At 40.0% G+C, this 17,085-nt stretch carries 15 protein-coding genes; 1 reads left to right on the top strand and 14 read right to left on the bottom strand.

Annotated elements, in window-relative coordinates:
• Nucleotide 1 precedes the first annotated feature (1 nt).
• The 5 genes from CSV67_RS02050 to CSV67_RS02030 all read right to left on the bottom strand — a co-directional run bounded on the left by CSV67_RS02050 (nt 2) and on the right by CSV67_RS02030 (nt 5,178).
• On the bottom strand, nt 2-751 hold the full coding sequence (locus CSV67_RS02050) for an ATP-binding cassette domain-containing protein (RefSeq protein WP_099629949.1): 750 nt from the start codon (nt 749-751) through the stop codon (nt 2-4).
• Nucleotides 744-1,556, bottom strand: coding sequence for an ABC transporter permease (locus CSV67_RS02045; protein WP_099629948.1), 813 nt, complete (start codon nt 1,554-1,556; stop codon nt 744-746). The genes CSV67_RS02050 and CSV67_RS02045 overlap by 8 nt, the downstream gene beginning before the upstream one ends.
• Entirely contained in the window at nt 1,557-2,525 is a 969-nt protein-coding gene (locus CSV67_RS02040; protein ID WP_099629947.1) for an ABC transporter permease, read from the bottom strand. It lies immediately after the preceding gene.
• Nucleotides 2,515-4,095, bottom strand: a complete 1,581-nt coding sequence (locus tag CSV67_RS02035; protein WP_233192526.1) for an ABC transporter substrate-binding protein — start codon at nt 4,093-4,095, stop codon at nt 2,515-2,517. The genes CSV67_RS02040 and CSV67_RS02035 overlap by 11 nt, the downstream gene beginning before the upstream one ends.
• A gap of 102 nt (nt 4,096-4,197) precedes the next feature.
• Entirely contained in the window at nt 4,198-5,178 is a 981-nt protein-coding gene (locus CSV67_RS02030; protein ID WP_233192525.1) for an urea transporter, read from the bottom strand.
• A gap of 670 nt (nt 5,179-5,848) precedes the next feature.
• Between CSV67_RS02030 and CSV67_RS02025 the strand changes: the two genes are divergently transcribed.
• A complete protein-coding gene (locus CSV67_RS02025) occupies nt 5,849-7,561 on the top strand; it encodes an ABC transporter ATP-binding protein (RefSeq protein WP_099629945.1) in 1,713 nt (570 codons plus the stop codon).
• Nucleotides 7,562-7,642: 81 nt separating this feature from the next.
• On the opposite strand, the gene CSV67_RS16980 is transcribed toward CSV67_RS02025, so the two are convergent.
• The 9 genes from CSV67_RS16980 to hcaB form a co-directional block, all read right to left on the bottom strand.
• Nucleotides 7,643-7,777 (bottom strand): hypothetical protein, encoded by a 135-nt coding sequence (locus CSV67_RS16980; RefSeq protein WP_255397344.1) that lies wholly within the window; start codon nt 7,775-7,777, stop codon nt 7,643-7,645.
• Between the two features lie 786 nt (nt 7,778-8,563).
• The gene (locus CSV67_RS02020) at nt 8,564-9,094 is read right to left on the bottom strand and encodes a cupin domain-containing protein (protein WP_099629944.1); all 531 of its coding nucleotides are present in this window, start codon (nt 9,092-9,094) and stop codon (nt 8,564-8,566) included.
• Between the two features lie 503 nt (nt 9,095-9,597).
• Nucleotides 9,598-10,893, bottom strand: a complete 1,296-nt coding sequence (locus CSV67_RS02015) for an MFS transporter (protein ID WP_099629943.1) — start codon at nt 10,891-10,893, stop codon at nt 9,598-9,600.
• Between the two features lie 114 nt (nt 10,894-11,007).
• The gene (locus CSV67_RS02010) at nt 11,008-11,754 is read right to left on the bottom strand and encodes an ABC transporter permease (protein ID WP_099629942.1); all 747 of its coding nucleotides are present in this window, start codon (nt 11,752-11,754) and stop codon (nt 11,008-11,010) included.
• A 65-nt stretch (nt 11,755-11,819) separates the two neighbouring features.
• Nucleotides 11,820-12,590 carry an ABC transporter permease gene (locus tag CSV67_RS02005; protein WP_099629941.1) on the bottom strand — a complete coding sequence of 257 codons (771 nt, stop codon included), beginning with the start codon at nt 12,588-12,590 and terminating at the stop codon, nt 11,820-11,822.
• Complete coding sequence (locus CSV67_RS02000) at nt 12,580-13,473, bottom strand: ABC transporter ATP-binding protein (RefSeq protein WP_233192524.1); 894 nt, start codon at nt 13,471-13,473, stop codon at nt 12,580-12,582. Before CSV67_RS02000 ends, CSV67_RS02005 begins: the two co-directional genes overlap by 11 nt.
• A 203-nt stretch (nt 13,474-13,676) precedes the next feature.
• On the bottom strand, nt 13,677-14,693 hold the full coding sequence (locus CSV67_RS01995; protein WP_158232865.1) for an ABC transporter substrate-binding protein: 1,017 nt from the start codon (nt 14,691-14,693) through the stop codon (nt 13,677-13,679).
• 1,081 nt (nt 14,694-15,774) lie between these two features.
• Nucleotides 15,775-15,975: a VOC family protein gene (locus tag CSV67_RS16510; RefSeq protein ID WP_158232864.1), complete on the bottom strand. Its 201-nt coding sequence runs from the start codon at nt 15,973-15,975 to the stop codon at nt 15,775-15,777.
• 277 nt (nt 15,976-16,252) lie between these two features.
• Nucleotides 16,253-17,050, bottom strand: coding sequence for a 3-(cis-5,6-dihydroxycyclohexa-1,3-dien-1-yl)propanoate dehydrogenase (gene hcaB / locus CSV67_RS01985; protein WP_099629938.1), 798 nt, complete (start codon nt 17,048-17,050; stop codon nt 16,253-16,255).
• Nucleotides 17,051-17,085: the final 35 nt, after the last annotated feature.

Here is a 17,085-nt window from a genome sequence, read left to right as displayed (position 1 = left end):
CCTAAAATCTACTCTTCAACAACCGCTTCGTATAAGCATGACCGGGGTGCGAGAAAATCGTTTCCACCTTTCCCGTTTCCACAATTCTTCCTTGCTGCATAACGACCATTTCATGAGCGGCTTTAGCGACGATATCCAGGTCATGGGTAATGAGAAAAATCGTCGTTCCCTTTTCTTCATTGAGACGAATTAGCAATTGGATAAATTCTTTTTGGAGTACCATATCGAGTGCGGATGTAGGCTCGTCTGCGATGAGTAAGGCAGGTTCCACATAAAATGCACACGCAATCATACACCTTTGCAACATCCCGCCTGATAATTGAAAAGGATATTGCTCGACCACTTCCCAAGATAGTCCCAACTTTTCTAAAATCACATGCATTTTTTCATTAAATACAGGTAATGAGTCTCCTACTCGTTCCCCTGAAAATGCATAGAGTTGACGCCCCATTTTCACAGACGGATTAAAACTGTTTAATGCGTCTTGGAATATCGTGAAAACATCCTGCTTCCTCACGCTTTCCATCTCCTGATCAGACGCATCCAATAAGTTTCGACCTTCGTACATGATAGATCCGCTAACTTTCGCGTCATCTGGCAACATACCAAGCAATGCGGATACCGTCATGCTTTTTCCACTGCCGCTTTCTCCAATCAGCGACGTGATGTTTCCACGCGTTATTGTGAAATCAATATGATGCGTAATGTGCTTACCTTTTATCTGAATAGATAGGTCTCGTACTTCAATCATTGACTCGCCTCCGCTCCGGATTTTTCCACGCCTCTCCGATAAAATTAATAGCGAGGATAGTCAAAAAAATCATAATGCCTGGAAATAATCCAATCCACCAAGCACCAATTAAAATATCGTTTTGCGCGTAGTATAACATATTCCCCCAAGAAGGAATCGTTGGAGGTATACCGATACCGAGAAAACTAAGTGACACTTCCATAAAGATCGCGCCAGCAAAATTAAATAGCGTCACGACAAAAATAGCGGGTATGCTGTTGCGTAGCAAATGACCCCATAGTATGTTCCAAACAGGCGTCCCTAACATGTTGGCCATTTTAATAAACTCTTCTTCTTTTAGACGAATGAATTCTGAACGCACAATTCTTGCGGTAACAAGCCATCCCGTCAATCCAATGAGCAGTGCCATGCTCCACATTCCGCCTTGAACGATTACCTGAAACACTAAAATAATAATTAGTGCGGGAATGGTAATCAGTGCTTCCAATAGCCGCATCATGACGGTATCGATTACGCCGCCAAAATAGCCACTAATCCCACCATACACAATTCCAATGAATAGCGACAAAATAACCGAACCACTTGCTACAACGAGTGTCACTTTTCCACCTTCAAGTAAACGTGAAAAAACGTCTCGGCCTAAATGGTCTGTTCCTAACCAATGATCACTACTCGGAGCACTATATATTTCATCCATATTCATTTCATTCGGACTGTAGGGGGAGAATATAGTTGAAAACACTGTCAAAAATACAATCAATCCAAGAAGGCTATACCAAAACAAAAGTGCTTTCCGTAACTTCATTTACCGAATACCTCCTTTACGTAGCTTCGGATCGATAGCGTACATAATGAGATCGACAATAAATAGCGTAATGACGACCAGGATGCCAGTCACCATAATGCTGCCCATTAATAAAGGGAAATCCTTTGTCACAACTGCTTTGACCGTCAATTGCCCTATTCCGGACCACGCAAACAATGATTCCACAATAATAGAACCACCAAAAAACGACGGAATAGTCATAGCGATATAATTCAAGTACGGAATAGAGGCGTTACGCACGATTCCGTTTCGAATGGATCTCTCCATTACACCATTTGCGCGTGCCACCTTCACATAGTACTGGCCATTTTCTCTCTTAATACTTTCCTGTAGAAAACGTGCATAAATCCCTACATGCGTTACAATTATCACGCTAGCGGGCATCATGAGATGACGAATTTTATCTACCATGCCGCCATTACCACCTACATCGCCCGAACCAGAGGAAGGAAGAATCCCTAGACTCACAGCAAAGATATAGATGAACAAAATACCAAGCCAAAAGGGAGGTATGGAAGACGTCGCGATACTAAATGTGGACAGTCCTTTATCCCAAATAGAATTCGCTTTCATACCGGCCACTGTACCGAGCCAAAAGGAACCCAAGACAATACAAAACATCGTCACGCCAAATAATAGCAACGTATTCGGTAGTCGTTCCCTAATGATTTCAAACACGGGTCTGCCTTCTTTATAGGAAATTCCTAAATTCCCTTTAACGGTTTCTCCTAGCCACGCAACATATTGTTCTGCAACAGGACGGTCTAATGCATACGCACGGGTAATGCGCTCTTTTTCGGTTGCAGTTAACGTCTGCGCATTTCCTCCATAGAAGGCTGTTGCAGGATCTCCAGGTGCTGCTTGCATAATGAAAAAAGAGAGGAAGCTAACGATGAGGAGGACTATGAGCCCCATCACCATTCGCTTCCCAATCCATTTACCGATCATTCCACTTCCACTCCTCAACATTCCAGAGGAAACCAGATCCATGATGACCTAGCGTTCGTTCTTTCACACCGCTCACATTTTTATTAATACCATACACCGCATTCACGTAGGCAATAAAGTCAAATGCGGGATCCTTCGCAAGTTCTTCTTGGAACTGCATATAAATCGCTTTACGTTCTTCCGGATCCGTCGTGGTGCGTCCTTTTGCAAGGAGTTCATCCACTTTTTCATTCGAATAACTACCATAGTTGTAACCGGAGCTATTGATACTCGATTCATTCGTATGGAACAATATGTGCGTATGATGATCCGCGTCATAGGGACTGCCCCAACCCACCATGAACGCATCTGCGTCTTCGATCGTAATCGCGCTCCAGTCGAGTGCAGCTACTTTTACATCAGCCCCAATGTCCTTAAAACCTTCGGCAACGTAATTCGCCATATTGACACGAACGGTATCACTTGCGGGAGCAGTTATCGTAAATGCTAATTTTTCTCCGTCTTTAGTACGGATACCATCCTCATTTTCTTTCCAACCTGCCTCATCTAACAGCGCATTCGCTTTATCCACGTCATAGGTGTACTTTTCAATTTGATCATTATGGAATTCATGATTTTGCAATGGTGAGTAGGCAACAGAGCCATGTCCTTTTAGAATCCCTTTTACTATTTGCTCTCGATCGGTAGCATAACTAAATGCACGACGTACATTGACATCTTTCCAAAGATCCAACTTCATATTGAATAAAATACCGCGGTAATCCGCCGATTCTATATCGTAAATCGTTACATTCTCTTCTCTTTTCAAGTTTTCTACTTGTACAGGATCCAAAAGTGCAACATCTACCTCGCCCGATTTTAACTGCAGTGCCCGAACATTACTATCAGGAATAAATTTAAAAATCACTTTTTCAATCGAAGGTTTCGTTCCAAAAAAGTCGCTGTACGCCTGTAATGTCAACGAATTGCCGCGATCCCAATTATCAAACATATACGGCCCTGCACCAATCGGATGGCTGTTAAAGTCAGCCGTTCTCATATCGACTCCTTCAAACGCATGTTTCGGAAGGATCGGTACAGTTAACTTGTCGAGTAACGGTGTAAATGGCTGCTTTAATGTAATTTCTACGGTATAATCATCCAGCGTTTTGGTAGATTCCACTTCTTCAAAATCAGACTTCAAAAATGAAGCGTTTTGATCATCCATAATACTTTCTATCGTGAACACGACATCTTCTGCCGTAAGTTCTTTCCCGTCATGAAATGTAATACCTTCTTTTAACGTAAACGTATACGTAAGTTTATCCTCTGATACATCGAACGAGTCTGCGATATCCGTAACTACTTTATTATTTTCATCAAATCGCATGACTCCACGAAACAACAGTGCATCTAGGTTCGTTTCTTCGAGAATCGGGTTTAGCCCTTCGAACTCCTCTTCGGAAGCATAAATGAGGCGATTCTCTTTAGATGGAGTTGATTTTTCTGCATCTTCTTTTTTATTACAACCTGCTACCATCACTACAAGTACCATGAAAAGTACTAGCATTTTCTTATTCATTGTAATCATTAGGATCTCCTTTTTTCTCATTAAATTTACCACATTTTATAATTATTTCATGTTTGTATACATTTGTCCTGTCTAACGATTTATATTTTTTATTATAGAACGTTATACATTCGGTAGAACTTTCCTAGCCCCCAAAATCAACCAAGTGCTCATTACAAACGGCATCGTTAATGCAGGAAGCCCAAACGGTAATAACCAAATGCTGACACTCGCCATTAGAGGAACTGTCATACATGCCGCTACCACCCCTGTAATAGGTGCATAGCGATTTTCCTTCGTGTTGTACACAACTGATACAGCTAAAATGGTTAAAATAGCGTTATAACTGTATAATCCCAACATGATCAACGTATGTTCCCCGCCTAAAGCAAGAGCTGTAACACAAGCGACCACGTTTCCGATGACCGCATATATGCCCATTTTCCTGCTAGCCCAAAATACCGCTAGGAATAATAAAAGACCAGGTATGGTTTCAGTTAGAAAAAAGATTTGACCGATTCCATTGAAAATTGCTTGGAATAGATTAATTTCGCCTTCTACATGCAGTTCCCAATTAGCTACACTTTGTGGAGACAGTGATTCATTTAACTTGATACTATCGAGTTTATAAGTTGAAAGTAGTACAAACCAAGTGAGTAGGATAAATGGTAACGTCAGAATCGGGATGCCGACGTTGCCTAAGAAATACATTAACGTCGCTGTGAATATCGCAGTGATCGCCGCTCCTACCAATGCGACAATCCAGACGTTTGGTCCGGTCAAACATGTTTGTAGCACTAATCCGGAAAGCACAGAATTATAGCTCATCAACCCTTTACTGATCAATGTTTTATCTGCACCGCCTATTTTCGCAACCAGTGTACCGATCATGGCGGATAATAGCGCAATGATTCCCAATGAAAATGAAGAAACAGTAATTGCTAATAAAATTAGAAGACCTGTAATGATGTTCTCGACATAAATAATCTGAGATATCCCTTTAAGAGATTCTTTAAGAAAAGCCAAAAACTTTCCTTCTTTCATCACTTGCATCGATTGATTCACTCTCTTTTCCGTCTCCCAAATCGTCTTACCTATTTTCATCAACTTTAGTGACATATCGATTCAGATCATAGTACATGATTCTAAAGTATGTTAGTTGTCCTATTATCAAATTTTCTGCTACTGGCGTAGTTCTTATACATAAAATGTACATAGTGCTACAATTGCACCCTTTAACGAGACAGTGGTCGCAACCCGTTGATCTGCGCTGCAGCCGGACGCGTGTCTTTTGGGCGTGCGGTGAACCACACCCCTACGCTTCGCTTCGCCGGGTGTTTCACCTGTCAAAGCAAAGATGTGCTCCTTCTCGCTACGCTTCACTCGCAAAAGCCGTTCCCCGTTACGGCTCTCGCTGATCCTCCCAGAGTTACCGGCTTCGGCTCCAATCAACTAAGCGAATGCCTCAAACTTATTCCATAAATACACCATATCCAAGATAACAAAAATATATATTCAAACACCTTTCTTTCCACATCTCTTCTAATCCAATTATTTCGAAACTGTTTTAGCACTAGATGAGAAACATATTTAACCTAACGTATCCCGCCAGTTGACACATTAAGAAAAACTTTAATGTTGTTACACTATTTGGGTAGGTTCAGCAACAGTTCTTCTTCCAACGTTGCTCTTAGTAGCTTATAGTTTACTAATAGATGATTTTTTCTCAGTCTTCTCTTATACTACTAATACATCAACGGAAAGGAATTACTACATGATTACACAATTTTTCTCCTACTACAAGCCACATAAGCGCTTGTTCTTGATCGATTTTTTCAGCGCCATTTTTGTAGCACTTCTTGAACTGGCTTTCCCTCTCGCTGTTCAGTGGTTTATCGACGGACTCCTGCCGTCAGGAGATTGGAATCGAATTATCACCGTAAGCTTTTTACTATTGCTCGTTTATTTAGTGAGTACGTTTCTTCATTATATTGTTAGCTATTTAGGGCATAAACTCGGAATTAACATCGAAACCGATATGCGCCGTGAATTATTTGAACATGTGCAGAAGCAATCATTCCGATTTTTTGACAATACCAAAACAGGCCACATCATGACACGCATCACGACCGATTTATTCGATATTGGTGAACTGGCTCACCATGGACCAGAAGATGCGTTCATCGCGGTCATGACGATTCTAGGCGCATTCGGAATTATGTATACAATCAACCCTGAGCTCGCTCTGATCGCCATCGTGATGGTTCCGCTCCTCGCAGTAGTCGTCTCTTATTCTAACAAGAAGATGAATGCAGCATGGCATAAAATGTATCAAAATATCGCGGAAGTCAATGGACGGGTTGAGGATTCAGTGTCTGGCTCACGCGTAGTGAAGTCATTTACAAATGAAAATTTTGAATTACGTCGTTTCCAGCAAGACAATGATCAGTTCCGCTTGGCTAAACTTAAAGCGTATAAAGTCATGGCTTGGGCTACGTCTTCGATGTATATGCTCACTCGCCTCGTCACACTCGTTATTTTAATTGTCGGTGCTTGGTTCACAGTGAATGATAAATTAACGTATGGTGAACTCGTCAGCTTTATTTTATTTAGTAATATTTTGATTAAACCTATCGATAAAATTAGCGCGTTGCTTGAGTTATATCCAAAAGGGATGGCAGGTTTTAGTCGTTTTCGTGCGTTAATTAATCAAGATCCAGAAATTAAAGATAGAAAAAACGCAATAGTAGTTGATCAGTTACGTGGAGATATTACACTTCGCGATGTGACATTTGGTTACGACGCCGAGCGACCTGTGTTACGCAATATCGATTTAACGATTCACGCTGGACAAACCGTTGCGTTCGTCGGTCCGTCAGGTGCTGGGAAGACGACTATTTGTTCACTCATCCCTCGCTTCTATGAAGTCAATGAAGGTTCCATTTCAATTGATGGAGTAGATATTCGGGAAATGACGCAGAAATCATTACGCAGTCAAATTGGGATCGTCCAACAAGATGTCTTCTTATTTACAGGAACGATTCGAGATAATATCGCGTACGGTAAATTAGATGCAACTGACGAAGAAGTATATGAAGCTGCAGAAAAAGCCCATCTAACCGACTTGATCGATAGTATGCCGAATGGCTATGACACGCAAATTGGTGAACGCGGATTAAAACTCTCAGGTGGACAAAAGCAGCGCCTCGCAATCGCTCGAATGTTCTTGAAAAATCCACCAATTCTCATTCTAGATGAAGCAACTTCCGCACTGGATACAGAAACGGAACGTATCATTCAACAATCACTTGAAGAACTAGCCGTTAATCGCACCACACTGATCATCGCGCATCGCCTCACAACGATTCGCAATGCCGATCAGGTTATCGTGATGACAGAAGATGGTATCGAAGAGCAAGGGACGTATGAAATGTTAGTACGTCAAAACGGTACATTTGCACAATTACATCGAGCTAACCAAGTATAAATACACATAAAAACACCTGTGCGGCAAACCTTGCAGCACAGGTGTTTTTAATATGAAGTTCAAGATAGAACAATTTCGAAATCACTCCAAACGCATAGTCGTGATGCATGTGTTATCCCCATCGAATGTAGTGATTTTAGATACGGTTTTTTTCATATCCTGTTTGATCGTGACAGTGAATGTGTCATTACGCGGAAGCCATATTTCATTCTCCATTTTCAAATGATACATCAGTCGTTCTTTCTTGTCCGCTTCACTCGAAAGTTCTGGTCCACGAACAAAGGTATATTGATTACCTATGAGTTGATCAAAATGATAAATTTCATTTGCACAATACTATTTCATCCAGGTTCCAACAGGACACGTTGTATAAAGATTTAAGCGTGAAAAAGAGTAAATCAATAGAATCTCCTTTCTTCTGTCTGTTTTGTAAATCTCACCTCAATTTACTTAAATATAAAAACACCGACAGAAATTCCCGCCGGTGCGTGTTGTTTCTACATATTAATAACTACTGAACTTTCGTTAACATTCAATGGCAAAAGAACAATGTCTGCAAAAGCCAGACTGTGTAGATACGAAATGACCATACAATTCCATTTGTTTTGATAGCTGAATTTTAATGTCTTACATACGTATTGAAAGCGAATCTAATTTCAGAAATGGTTGAAACCTCCATATTGATGGTGTCCCATGTGATCTTGGTGGCTAAGGATAACGACCTAATTGCTAGCATGTCACGTCGAGGAAACTGTTGGGACAATGCGGTGATTAAATCATTTCATTCAAGTCTGAAATCTGAAGAATTTCAATACGTTAAATTTAATTCACTACAAAATCAAGATGTAGTTGTACGAGTAATCGCCTACTTGAATTATTTTAATAAAGAACGTATCCAAAAAAATTAGGCTACCTGACACCGGTAAAGTATGGTGTCGCAGCAGCCTAATTAAGGTGTTTTATAGATGTCTCAAATCGCTATGTCAGTCTGCTATATTACTTTTATTTAATAATTGCTTCTCGATCTTTAGCTCTAGACTTTCTAAGCTCTTCTAGCTCACTTCCAATAGGATAGGTAGGTAAATTGGGCTTAATTGCACCTAGCATTACTAACATAAGAGCTTCATCATCCCCATCATTTCTAACGCCCCTATATATACCAGGAGGACTACTAATACAATCCCGAGCATTTAATTTAATTTCATGTACTTCACCTTCACTATTCTCTTGAATTAATGCAGTGACATTACCCTTTAAGACAAAGAATACTTCTTCTACATCATCATGTAAATGTAATGGACCAATGCAACCAGCGGGTAATACCATTGTACTGAGAGTGAAATTCTCTCCAGTAATAATATTGGAATCATTATTTGCTGTTGCACCACGACCTATATACCTCATTTGTGCTCTCCTGTATTTCGAGTTAATCTCCTCTTGAAATTTTAATACATTCCAATCCAAAGTCCTGTCTTCCAATTTAGCTACATACTTTTTTTTGAATTCTTCAATTGAAAACTTTTTATCCGCCATAGTTGAAACCTCCTCCAACTTAGTTTCATCTACAAAACTAAGTTTTGTTTTATAAATAAATATTAACATTGTTTTATTCTTTGTCAATAATTAATGCAGATTAGTCTAATTATAAGAAATTGTGTAAGTGGAAATTATTTAGAGAAATTAAAGTCACTACACAGATCAGACTTAATAGAGTCCTCAATACATAAAGATGTTTAAAATTCTTAGCAAAACCATTTATTAATTAAATTTTACTATTTCCAGAAGGTTCACATTAGGGAAAAGCACACCATACAAACATCGTCTTCAACAGATAATTAGGGTTTCCCGTGAAGTTTCAAAAAATTAGTTAACTATGAATTAAAATCTTGTAAGTTAAGGAAGTATATTATTTCTATAAGAATAGTTGCAGCGATTAATATTTTTGCATACTACCATTACCTACTTAGTTTGACCACCAAATTCAAAACCACTTCATAAAAGCCAAATCAGGAGACTAAAAAATAGCTAAGCAATGATCAAATCGCCTGCATTTCTGATTGATTTTGAATCTTTTTCTTAGCCTCCTGAACTTCTTTGTTTTCTGTTTTAAGCGTAAACAAGTAAGCGATGAACCCCAAAGCGGTGATAGCAATCAACATGATAAGCGACGGACCGAAGTCTCCTCCGTTAATATCGCGCATCCATCCCATCACATAACTAGAAAATCCGCCGAATATGTTCGTGAAACCCATGAGCCCCGCTGCACGACCAGCAGTTTCTGGCGTTGAAAATTGTACGATAAATAAGTTACTTAAATGAAAGATTCCTCCCAATGTTCCCATTGCAAGTCCTAATGCCAAAGCGGATATGATGGCGACCGAGACTTGTGTGGAAACCGTCAACAAGATTGCACAGGAAGCAAACAAAATCGTTGCTATTAAACTAGGGCGCTTCGTTTTATCTGCTAAATAACCACAGATCAGAACGAAGCCAAGTGCAAACAACCAAGATAAGGATGTGATCCCAGTCATAGCATCTACATCAAAATTCCTGGCTTGCATCAAGTACGTTGGCAGCCAAATACTAATGCCGAAAAATAAGAAAGAAGTGATCACCATACCGAACCAAACAATCCAGTAACGGGAATCTTGAACGTAACTTTTCTTCTTTTCTTCAGTAACCGGAGTATTATCTTGTCTTATGTACGACAATTCTTCTTTGCTGACGCCCGGATGGCTTTCCGGTTCATTTCTAGTTAAGAAAATCAACATCGGCAATACAAGAAGTAAATTCAACCCAGCCAATATAAAGAACGTCGCATGCCAACTGAGCGTGGCAATGATCAATGAAATGAAAACTGCACCGATGGCAGGTCCTGCATAGTTACCCGAAATCCAGGAAGACTGCGCGCGGCCCAATTCGTTTTTGTTGAACCAAGTAGCGATGAATTTCCCACAGACCGGGATCATCATCCCTTCCCCGATTCCTAAGACAATCCGTGTCACCATGAACATTTCATAAGTGGTGGCAAACCCGCCTAGCAGCATTGTCACTGTCCAAATCGAAACTCCAATGATTGCTGTTTTGCGGGCTCCGAACTTATCAATGAAGAATCCCCAGAAAAAGTTGGAGATTGCATACGCTACCATGAAGATAAAGGTTAAGAAGCCAATCTTCGCATTCGCATTGGCTCCTGTCATTCCAAGATCACTTAGAAACTGTGGATCAGTCTGGACAATGGAAATTCCTAACTTGTCAATTTGTCCGAAAAACCATAAAAAGAAAATAGGCGTCGCTATATATAACCATCGTTTGTTGTTTTTGATATTCATTTTCGTTCCTCCCATACTATCTTATTAAGGAATTTCACAATTGGAGACCCTAAACTTGTATAAGGTTCACTTTATTGAATTTAATTTTAGTTAATTATATAAAATACCTATCTCTTACCAGTAAACATATCGATTTCTCACATATAGTAGTAAGCGATCTAACCCATAACCAAAGAGTGATATAAAAATTACGACTGCCAACACTTTGCTTTGGGATAAGGTGGCCGATAAATAAACGAGAAAATATCCAATTCCATTATTTGAACTGATCATTTCTGTCAGTACAGCAATAACCACCCCTATTGGGAGCGCAATTCGGAAACCTGTGAAAATTGATGGCATCGTTCCTGGCAAAAACACTTTCCAAAACAGCTTTCGATCGGTCGCCCCCATATTCTGACCAGACCAAACGTACAAATGATTTACACTTTTCGCACCGTAGTATGTACTCACTACTATAGGGAAAATGCACTCGAGAAAAATGGTAAATATTTTAGAACCAGAACCTAACCCGAATAGGAGTACAAATATAGGGTATAAAGCCACTCTTGGTATAGGATAACCTGCCGTGAAAATTGGTTGCATAAGGTCATCAATAAATGATGACCGGCTCATTTGAATCCCAATTGGAATTCCAACGATTGCTGCAAGTAAGAAACCTATCAAGATCCGATAAATTGTAACTCCCATATTTGTCCATAGATCGCTTGTGGCAAGCAGCTCAACAAATACCAATAGAATTTCTCCAAGACCAGGGAATAACTGTCTTGGAAAAAGTTCTGCCAACACGAACCCTTGCCACAATAGAGCTATTAGTATTAACGCTAAATATTTCACAATAAATTTTTTTATCGCTTTCATATGCGTCCTCCCTCTATGTCCTGGTGTCTATAGCGCTACAAGATTTCGTGACAACAATCGATCTACTATCGATTTTGCCACCATAAGACCCTCCCCCTCAGACCGATTAACAATCGATCGAAAAGAAAACCTAACGCTGCGATAACTATGACTGCAGCAAGAACAATATCCGTACGGCCATATGCATCAGCATTCAGAATCATAAATCCTAAGCCTTTACCAGTTGATGAACCAATCATTTCCGATGAAAACATCATGACAAAAGTTAACGCAAGAGCAACACGCCAACCGTCAAATATTTTAGGGAGGGCCGCTGGAAGTACAACACGGTACAACATTTTGAACTTAGAAGCTCCCATATTTTCCGCTGACCATAGATAAAGTTTATTAATTCCTCGAACACCATCCAATGTTGCAATAAAACAAGGGAAAAAAGCACTCGTGAAAATAATCAGAATCCTTGTCATATCTGTCACACCGAACCAAACTAAAAACACAGGAAGTAAAGCAATTTTAGGAATCGGATTGAAAAAAGATACGACCGGATCAAAAAACCTTCCAATTGGTTGGAAAAATCCTGCTAAGATTCCCAACCCTGTTCCGAATAAAACAACCAGCAAAAACCCGACAATCGATCGATATAAACTGATTCCTATGTGTGGAAATACTTCACCTGTCATAAAAAATTCACTAATAATCCCAAGAACAACTGCCGGGCTGGAGACATAGGTAGGAAACCAATCCGTCATTGACAGTAGTTGCCATAACGATAAGAAAAGGAGAAGCTCCACTAAAGAAATAACTATAAAGCGACTTTTCTTAAAGCTACTCAGCATTGGATTGACCTCCTATACTTTTCACATTCTCCTCCTCATGCAAAAGATCCCAAATATGATTCCGGTAATCAATAAAATCATAAGACTTTCGAATCGATACTTCACGGGGTCTTGGTAATTCAATTTTCAAGATTTCCTTAACTACCGAGGGACGTTTCGTCAAAACAACGACGTAATCACTTAAATAAACCGCTTCTTCAATATCATGTGTAACGAATATCACGCTTTTTTTCGATTCCGACCAGATCCTTTGAAGTTCCACTTGCATCGTCTCTCTAGTTTGGGAATCAAGTGCACCGAATGGTTCATCCATAAGCAGCACTTTAGGGTCAAAAGCAAGCACTCTAGCAAGAGATACTCTCTGCTTCATGCCTCCCGATAACTCGGAAGGCAGATTGTCTTTGAATTCCCAAAGTCCGACAAGTTTTAAGAAGTATTCCACCCGCTCTTTGATATCAGCTTTGGGAAACTTTTGTGCTTCCAACCCCCATGCCACATTGTCGTAAACTTTGCGCCAAGGGAATAGGGTCGACTCTTGGAACATCATTCCCCTGTCCGGAGCAGGTTTGCCAACTTCTTCTCCTTGGACACTTACCACCCCTGATGTCCGTTCAATAAAGCCGCCAACAATATGAAGGAATGTACTCTTCCCACAACCACTCGGGCCGACAACACTTACGAACTCGCCTTCTTTTATATCTAAATCAATCCCTTTGATTGCTTCAATCTCTTCACCTTTACGTTCAAAGACCTTACGCAAGTTAGATATTTTAATCGCACTCTCTTTTGGCTCTACCTTATTTACGGGAACAACTCTTGTCATTACGGATCCACAACTCATTTTCGCCACCTCCGATAGAAATCCAACATTGAACTTTTTCAAATACAGACCATCCTAAACAATTACACTTCGGTCTATCTGTGTCTTAAGTAAGTGACATAGTTAACCTAAAACCGTCGCATCTTTGTGACAATGGCTACCGGCCAGCATTGTAGCTTCCCTTTACTAAATTTGTAGAGAGTCTATTTCGGACTCCCTCTAAATTTAAATGCTTTTGTCATTCACCCCACCCCTGATTGGCCAAGTTATTTGGCTAAGAATGAGTCATCAATCAATTCATCTAAGTCAACTTTCTGTTCAATCCATTCGTCTTCCAGCAAAATTTCTTGGACAAGCTCCCAGCTTTCTTTCGTAAGTGAACTATCGATCGAACGGTTATAATCGACTAGATTGAGATAAATTTCCGGTTCAGAAAGAACAAATTCAGCATCCAGCAACTTTTGACGAGCCTCTTTTTTGTTCTCCACATAGTACCTTGTCATATATTGTAAGTCTTCCACGAGTGCACGAACCGCCTCTTCATGCTCTGCAATAAAGTCGGGATGTAAAAAGAGATTCAGGAAATCTTCGTCTATCGGAACGCCATCTTTGGAAGTGAACACTGTTTTTAATTCACCGGCTTCTTGTGCCATTTCATAGAAAGGTTGTGGAAATAAACCGACATCTATCTTCCCACTTTTCACCGCTTCTTCCACTGCCGGAGTTGGAAGCACCGCATACTTTACATCTTTATCAGGATCTAACCCTGCTGCTTTCACAGCCGAACGTGCCCACATATCAGTAGGAGATTTGAAATCAGGGATACCAATTGTTTTGCCTTTTAAGTCGGCCGCTGATTCAAGGCCAGCATCTTTCAGCCCCATGAATGCCGAGTTGAATCCTTCCCCAGGTGTTTCTTTAGCTATGTTTGCAACAATTTTCAAATTGATCCCTTGAGCTGCCGACATAATCGCTGCCCCTTGTCCAATTGATCCCCCTTGAATTTGCCCGGCTCGATAAGCATTCAATCGATCAGTATTCGCCCTAAATTGCTGAAGGTCTAATGTATATTTCTCTCCATAATTCGGTGCCAGATCGGATGCCACTTTAATTAGCCATAAGTTTTCTTCTGTTGCATAGCCGACGCCTAATTTAATTTCAACCGGTCCATTCCCTTTTTCTCCTTCAGCTGAAGCTTTACCAATTTGTTGATCTGCAGAACCACATGCAGCCAATAGTCCGATTATCAATACGAAGACAAAACCTGCAATCATTTTCTTCATTTTCATTCCTCCAATTTTCTGTTGTATTTCTCCCACAAAATTCCGCCCCCATTGTAACCGCTTTCATTAAACCTGAATGAATAATGACAAAACAGGATTTTTTATATGTTTTATATACAAAACATGTTTTTGTATATCCTGTAATTAAATATTACACTCTTCTGAATTTAATGTCAATAAGATAAAATAAGATATTAATATAGTTTTCTTATAACACTTTATGTGAAGAATCGTCTATTAGCAGACCGGTTTATGCAGTCATTTAAATAAAAATGAATCTTGATCGTAGGTTCATCGTACTGACTTCTTACTATGCCTTCCACTATAATTAACGCATTGTATATCTGACAGCGAGTCGATATTGAGAATAAAATATTATTTCGGCTTTTAGAAAGTATATATTGCAATTTTTGTAATAAACGCTGTAGTCCTTCCCAACTTAAAGTGCATGGATAGGGATAATCAATCATAAGAAAAAGACTACATTTCGTTCCTAATCGAAATGTAGTCTTTTTAAATTTGACTGCATGTAGACAAATTATGGTTCCAAAACCATCTGTCTTTGAATTTAATGAGATTGACCTGCAAATAATTTTAACACTACTTTAAACTCTTCTGTGGTGTCCAAATATGCATATTGCCCATTCCAATACTTGCGTTGTTGGATGACGTCATAGTCCTATTCTCGAAAGTCAGGTAACCTTTCTTCCAAATTGTCCAGCTACAAAGAAATATGGTGAATTCCTTCCCCATATTTCTCAAAATGCCCCTTCCAAACACCCAGGCTTTTTCCTGGTTGAATGAGCTTCACCTTGATTGTTGGTGTTTCAAAAAAATGAATACTACGTCAGCCTCTTTTGCTTCTCTTTTATATGCTACTTGAGTCACTCCGCAACCCTCGACTCGATTTTTGGGGGAATCTCCAAGATTGGCAAGTCCCCTAAGCGGGCAGCAGACGCATTGATGTCTTACACTATGAATGCAATTTGTGTGATAGTCCGTGAGCCAAACAGTAGCTCGGCAATATCATCCCCACTTTTTTAGGCTGGGGCGTTTCTCTTTCAAGCAATTCGAATACAGGTTACAACGAAGCTTCTGTATCTAAATAGGCATAAAGCCCTTTGTTTACAGATATGAATTTACCTGAATGTAGCAACGGATAAACTCTTGTAGCAAAAGTTTCGAGACAAGGAGCAATTTTGTCTACAACAAAAGCAAGGTGATGAATCCCTTCTCCGTATCCCACCAAATAATCTTTCATCGTGTTTGGTTCATCATTCACTTCCATCAGTTCGATTTGGATTTACTGTGTGTCAATGAGTACAAACTTACTCAGCGTATCTGAGGTGACTCCTTTATGAAACATTTGCGATTGGTCATGGGCACCTGCCAAAAAATATTCCGGTTCCATAAAGCCAAGCAACTTGCTGAATGATGATATGGCTTGATCTATATCCTTTACGATGAAATCGATTTGTTCTATTGAATTGTTCCGAGCATTCTTTTATCAAGACTGCACCATATCTCAGTAATCAATTTCGCCTTAGAACGACCTATTATCAAAAAGTCGTACCAGGCATCCCTCTCACACCAAGCCCTCCGTCACTCTCTATGATGGTTCCTGTTATCGCCTTAGCGTTATCAGATGCCAATAGGACATAGGCGCCGTTGTGATCACTTGCTTCCTGAGCAATTTGCAGTGGATTTCTACTTGCAATATTTTTCTTTCTCGTTTCCTTATCTATCTGTTTTACGCTATCTTGCAGGCATGGGATCGCAGTGATTTCCGTGACCGTTCCACCAGGTGACACGCCATTTACTCTAATCTCAGGAGCCAACTCATAAGCCAACTCTCGGATAAGCCCTACAATCGCATGCTTACTTGCCGTGTAAATAGGGCCTCCGCCATTCGGATAAAACCCGGAATTGGAAACAGTGAAGATGATATTCCCTTTCGTTTTCTTCAGCTCTTCAGCAGCAGCTTTTGCCGCCAATAAGCCCCCTTTTACATTTATATCGAAAATAGTTGAAAACGCTTCGTCCAGATGCTCTTCTGGCAGTCGCTCCAATGTGACAAAGCCATCGAATACGCCTGCATTGGAAACTAATATATCCAGTTTTCTAAACTTCTCCACCGTTTTTCGGACAACTTCCTGATGGCTTGAATATTTTGTTACGTCGCCTTTCACTGTTAAAATATTGTCTTTATATTCTTCTTGTAACGCATTCAGCTTCTCTTCTGACCTTCCCAAAATACAAACTTTAGCACCTTGATGTATATACTCTCTTGCGACTGCTTCCCCAATGCCGTTCGTTCCACCTGTCACAATTGCAACTTTTCCATCCAATGATTCCATCACTTTTACACTTCCCCACTATAAAGTTAATCCTT

This window comes from Sporosarcina sp. P2 (assembly GCF_002743255.1).
Classification (GTDB): domain Bacteria; phylum Bacillota; class Bacilli; order Bacillales_A; family Planococcaceae; genus Sporosarcina.
The sequence above is the reverse complement of the archived record's forward strand: the minus strand, read 5'-3'. Positions and strand labels throughout refer to the sequence as shown.

Bases quoted from the DNA above. Each gene is read 5' to 3' on its own strand.
- CSV67_RS02050 (WP_099629949.1), bottom strand. From the start codon at position 751: ATGATTGAAGTACGAGACCTATCTATTCAGATAAAAGGTAAGCACATT.
- CSV67_RS02045 (WP_099629948.1), bottom strand. From the start codon at position 1,556: ATGAAGTTACGGAAAGCACTTTTGTTTTGGTATAGCCTTCTTGGATTG.
- CSV67_RS02040 (WP_099629947.1), bottom strand. From the start codon at position 2,525: ATGATCGGTAAATGGATTGGGAAGCGAATGGTGATGGGGCTCATAGTC.
- CSV67_RS02035 (WP_233192526.1), bottom strand. From the start codon at position 4,095: ATGATTACAATGAATAAGAAAATGCTAGTACTTTTCATGGTACTTGTA.
- CSV67_RS02030 (WP_233192525.1), bottom strand. From the start codon at position 5,178: ATGAAAATAGGTAAGACGATTTGGGAGACGGAAAAGAGAGTGAATCAA.
- CSV67_RS02025 (WP_099629945.1), top strand. From the start codon at position 5,849: ATGATTACACAATTTTTCTCCTACTACAAGCCACATAAGCGCTTGTTC.
- CSV67_RS16980 (WP_255397344.1), bottom strand. From the start codon at position 7,777: ATGGAGAATGAAATATGGCTTCCGCGTAATGACACATTCACTGTCACG.
- CSV67_RS02020 (WP_099629944.1), bottom strand. From the start codon at position 9,094: ATGGCGGATAAAAAGTTTTCAATTGAAGAATTCAAAAAAAAGTATGTA.
- CSV67_RS02015 (WP_099629943.1), bottom strand. From the start codon at position 10,893: ATGAATATCAAAAACAACAAACGATGGTTATATATAGCGACGCCTATT.
- CSV67_RS02010 (WP_099629942.1), bottom strand. From the start codon at position 11,754: ATGAAAGCGATAAAAAAATTTATTGTGAAATATTTAGCGTTAATACTA.
- CSV67_RS02005 (WP_099629941.1), bottom strand. From the start codon at position 12,590: ATGCTGAGTAGCTTTAAGAAAAGTCGCTTTATAGTTATTTCTTTAGTG.
- CSV67_RS01995 (WP_158232865.1), bottom strand. From the start codon at position 14,693: ATGAAGAAAATGATTGCAGGTTTTGTCTTCGTATTGATAATCGGACTA.
- hcaB (WP_099629938.1), bottom strand. From the start codon at position 17,050: ATGGAATCATTGGATGGAAAAGTTGCAATTGTGACAGGTGGAACGAAC.